This is a genomic window from Verrucosispora sp. SN26_14.1, assembly GCF_004307965.1.
Taxonomy (GTDB): Bacteria; Actinomycetota; Actinomycetes; order Mycobacteriales; family Micromonosporaceae; genus Micromonospora.
The window spans coordinates 1-4,287 of sequence record NZ_SISL01000487.1 but is presented as its reverse complement, the minus strand read 5'-3'; the positions used below and the strand labels follow the sequence as shown (position 1 = coordinate 4,287).

At 71.8% G+C, this 4,287-nt stretch carries 3 protein-coding genes; 2 read left to right on the top strand and 1 reads right to left on the bottom strand.

Annotated elements, in window-relative coordinates; genetic code table 11:
- Positions 1 to 1,909 (top strand): PhoX family phosphatase (locus EYA84_RS27630; protein ID WP_131056758.1); only part of this gene is annotated, 1,909 nt, incomplete at its 5' end.
- Between the two features lie 124 nt (positions 1,910 to 2,033).
- Here EYA84_RS27630 and EYA84_RS27625 read toward each other — a convergent pair.
- Positions 2,034 to 2,816, bottom strand: coding sequence for an IclR family transcriptional regulator (locus tag EYA84_RS27625; protein WP_131056756.1), 783 nt, complete (start codon positions 2,814 to 2,816; stop codon positions 2,034 to 2,036).
- Positions 2,817 to 2,970: 154 nt separating this feature from the next.
- Between EYA84_RS27625 and EYA84_RS27620 the strand changes: the two genes are divergently transcribed.
- Positions 2,971 to 4,155 (top strand): MFS transporter, encoded by a 1,185-nt coding sequence (locus tag EYA84_RS27620; RefSeq protein ID WP_131056754.1) that lies wholly within the window; start codon positions 2,971 to 2,973, stop codon positions 4,153 to 4,155.
- Positions 4,156 to 4,287: the final 132 nt, after the last annotated feature.

The window sequence follows — 4,287 nt, the reverse complement described above, 5'->3', positions numbered from 1 at the left end:
ATCAGAGACAGGGGCGCGGGCCGGTGGTGGCGCCGCCGCCGCGACGCCGGGTTCCCCGGTGGTACCCGAGGCCACCACCTTCAGCGCCGGCGGCCGGGGTGTCGGCAGCGGTGAGCTGAGCTTCTCGCCGATCCCGCCGAACACGCTGGACACCTTCGTGGTGCCGAACGGCTACGACCACGCCGTCGTCATCCGCTGGGGCGACCCGGTGCTGCCCGGCGCGCCCGCCTTCGACCTGCGTCGGCAGACCGCCGCCGCACAGGCCCGCCAGTTCGGGTACAACAACGACTACGTCGGTGTGCTGCCGCTGGACAAGGGCGGTCGGCGGGCACTGCTCGTGGTCAACCACGAGTACACCAACGAGGACCTGATGTTCCCCGGCTTCACCAGCCTCGACGCGCTCACCGTCGAGCAGGTGAAGGTGTCGATGGCGGCACACGGCATGTCGGTGGTGGAGATCGAGCGGGTCGGCGGCACCGGCCAGTGGCGCGCGGTCACCTCGGGCCGCCGCCCGTACAACCGGCGCGTCGACGCGTTGAGCAGCACCTTCGAGCTGACCGGTCCGGCCGCCGGCTCCGCGTTCGTGAAGACCGCCGCCGACCCCAGGGGGCGTACGGTCGTCGGCACGCTGAACAACTGCGCGGGCGGGGTGACCCCGTGGGGCACGGTGCTCTCCGGTGAGGAGAACTTCAACCAGTACTTCGTCGGCGGTGATGCCGCCCCGGCAGCGGACAAGCCCCGGCTGGCCCGGTACGGCATCAACACCACCACCCGCCACCCCAGCGGCAACCGCAAGTGGGACCGTGCCGCCGACCGCTTCGACCTGGCCAGACACCCGAACGAGGCGAACCGGCACGGCTGGATCGTGGAGATCGACCCGTACGACCCGACCAGTCGCCCCCGCAAGCACACCGCGCTGGGGCGCTTCAAGCACGAGGGCGCGAACGTCATCGTGGCCCGCAACGGACGCGTGGTCGCGTACATGGGCGACGACGAGCGCTTCGACTACCTGTACAAGTTCGTCTCGGACCGTACGTTCATGAAGGGCAACTCCTGGGTCGCCCGCAAGCACAACCTGACGCTGCTGGAGTCCGGCACGCTCTACGTCGCCCGGCTCGACCAGACCAGCGCCGACGAGATCGACGGATCCGGACGGCTGCCCTCGGACGGTGCGTTCGACGGCAAGGGCCGCTGGATCAAGCTGGTCAGCGGCAACCGCTCCTTCGTGGACGGGATGACCGCCGCCGAGGTGCTCACCTTCACCCGCTTCGCCGGTGACAAGGTCGGCGCGACCAAGATGGACCGGCCCGAGGACGTCGAGCCGAGCCTGCTCACCGGCAAGGTCTACGTGGCGTTGACCAACAACACCAACCGGGGTGTCGGCAGCAACCCCGGGCCGGACGAGGCCAACCCGCGCAGCACCAACCGGCACGGACAGATCCTGGAACTGGTCGAGCACCGGGGCGACAACACCGCCGAGACGTTCACCTGGTCACTGCCGATCGTCTGCGGTGACCCGGCGGACCCGTCGACCTACTTCTCCGGGTACGACAAGACGAAGGTGTCGCCGATCTCCTGCCCGGACAACGTGGCCTTCGACGCCACCGGCAACCTCTGGATCTCCACCGACGGCAACGCTCTGGGCAGCAACGACGGCCTCTTCGCCACACCGACCGAAGGGCCGGAGCGGGGCCACCTCAAGCAGTTCCTCACCGTGCCGCGCGGTGCGGAGACCTGCGGGCCGTTCATCACCGGCGACAACCGCTCGCTCTTCGTCGCCGTGCAGCACCCCGGCGAGGTGACCGGTGCCTCGGTCGACAACCCGGCCTCCACCTGGCCGGACGGCGACTACGCCAAACCGGGCGTGGTGGTGACCTGGCGGCTGGACGGCGGGCCGGTCGGTAGCTGACCCCGCCCCGGCTCCGCGCCGGCCGCTTCCCGACGGCCCTCTTCCCACCAGGAAGGGGGCCGTCTCGCCGGGTCGGCTCCGGCAGCCCGGCCCGTTCCGGTCCGGGCGGACCGGTCGGCTCCGGTCAGGTCTCGGTGGCGAGGCACTCGGCGATCGCGCGGGCGGTGGTGATCAGCTTCGTCCGGACCACCCGGGCGGAGGTCATCATCTCGCTGGCCGGCAGCGCACACGCCAGCACCGTACGCCGTTCCATGTCCTTGTCCGGAGTGACCAGGACAGCCGCGCAGGCCACCCCCTGCCGGAACTGACCCAGTTCGAGCTGCATCCCGCGCCGCTCGCCCGCCGCCAGGTCGGCCTCGAACGCCTCCGGGGTGGTCAGGGTGGCGCTGGTGAACGGCCGCATGCCGTACTCCCGCAGGTAGCGGTGCCGCTGCTCGGCGGTGAGCGTGGCGAGCAGGGCCTTGCCGAGCGCGGTCGCGTGCGCGCCCTCGTCGAACCCGGGCACGAGGTCCTCCAGGTACGGCGAGCGGTTCCCCTCCGCGACGGCGGTGACGGCGACCTGACCGCCCACGAAGCGGCCGAGGTAGTGGCTCCATCCGGTCTCGATGGCCGCGCGACGCAGGTTCTCCCCCACCGCGGGCGAGCCCCGGAACGCGGCGACCAGTTCGCGGTAGCGGTCGGCCACCTCCAGCCCCACGATGTACGTGCCGTCCTCGCGGCGGATCACGTAACCCTCGTACGCGAGTGTGCGGACCAGGTGGTAGGTCGTGGCAACGGTCAGCTCGCACCGCCGGGCGATCTGTTTCACCGTCAGCCCGCGCGGGGCACGACCGACCGACTCGAGCACTCGAAGTGCGCGGGAGACACTTCGGATCAGGTCCGAAGGTTCCGCCAGGGGGTCACGCACAACCACCTCCGCCACCGGGGACTTACACCATATGAAAAAGGAGCCCCGCGCGAAACGCCTGATCGGGTGGAGGATCACCGTTCGTCGGATACCCGATGTGACGCTGACCGCACTTTCCGTTGCCGGAATGCGGCAGGCGTAGGTTGGCCCCACCATGACCCACACCGCCCCGTCCCGTGCTGCGGAGACCACCACCCGGCCCGTCCGGGCCGCCTCCACCGCCGTGGCCGTCACCATCGCCTGCGTCCTACCCGTCTTCCTGGTCGGCGGGCTCGCCGTGCAGATGCGCGAGGAGTTGGGCTTCAACCCGGCCGGTCTGGGCATCGCCGTGGCGATCTACTTCGGCGTCGGTGCGCTCGCCTCGGTCCCCTCCGGTGCGCTGGTGGAACGCTGGGGCGGTGGCGTCGTCGCCCGCACGGGCATCCTGATCTCCGCCGGCTCGCTGCTCGCCGTGGCCGTGCTGGCCCGCTCGTACCCGATGCTGCTCGTCCTGCTGGCCGTGGCCGGCACCGCGAACGCGCTGGGCCAACTCTCCAGCAACCTGCTGCTGGCCCGGCACGTACCGGCGCGACGACAGGGCCTGTCGTTCGGCGTCAAACAGGCGGCCATCCCGGTCTCCACCCTGCTGGCCGGCGCGGCCGTACCCACACTCGCGCTCACCGTCGGCTGGCGGTGGGCGTTCGTGGCCGCCGCCGGTGCCGCATTGGCCACGCTGCCGCTCGTCCCGTCACACGGACCGCAACCCGTCCATCGGTCGAACCGCCCCGCCGGGAACGCGACCGTGGGTCTGGTCGTGGTCGGCGTGGCCGCGACGCTCGCGGCAAGCGCGGCGGGCGCGCTGGGCACCTTCCTGGTCGACGCCTCCGTGGACCGGGGTCACGGACCCGCCCTCGCCGGACTCGTGTTGACCCTCGGCAGCGCGGTCTGCGTCGTCGCGCGGATCGGGATCGGTTGGCTCGCCGACCGCCGCGACGGCGGGCACGTCACCGTGATCGCCGGCCTGCTGGCGGTCGGGGCGGTGGGGCTCGGCCTGCTCGCGGTGGCCGGCTCCGGGGCGCTCGTCGCCGGTGTCCTGCTCGGTTTCGGCCTGGGCTGGTCCTGGCCCGGACTGATGAACTTCGCCGTGGTCCGGCTGCACCCGCAGGCACCGGCCGCCGCCACCTCCATCACCCAGACCGGGGTGTACGCGGGCGGCTGCCTCGGCCCGCTGGCCCTCGGGTCGCTCGCCACCGCCGCCGGTTACCCGGTGATGTGGCTCACCGCAGCCGCCGCCATGCTCACCGCGGCCGCGCTCATGCTCACCGCCACCCGGCTGCTGTCCCGGCCCGCGTCAGCCTGACCGCACACCCGGTCGAGGGCGTCGGTCCTCGGCGGGACACTGCGAAGAGGTGATCAGCCGGTGCGGTCGGCGATGTGGTCGCAGAGCGATTCGAGGGCGCGACGCGCCGGCACGTCCGGCAGCGGCGCGAGC

What these genes read in the sequence shown, in the direction of transcription:
- EYA84_RS27620 (WP_131056754.1), top strand. Translation starts at nt 2,971, where the DNA reads ATGACCCACACCGCCCCGTCCCGTGCTGCGGAGACCACCACCCGGCCC.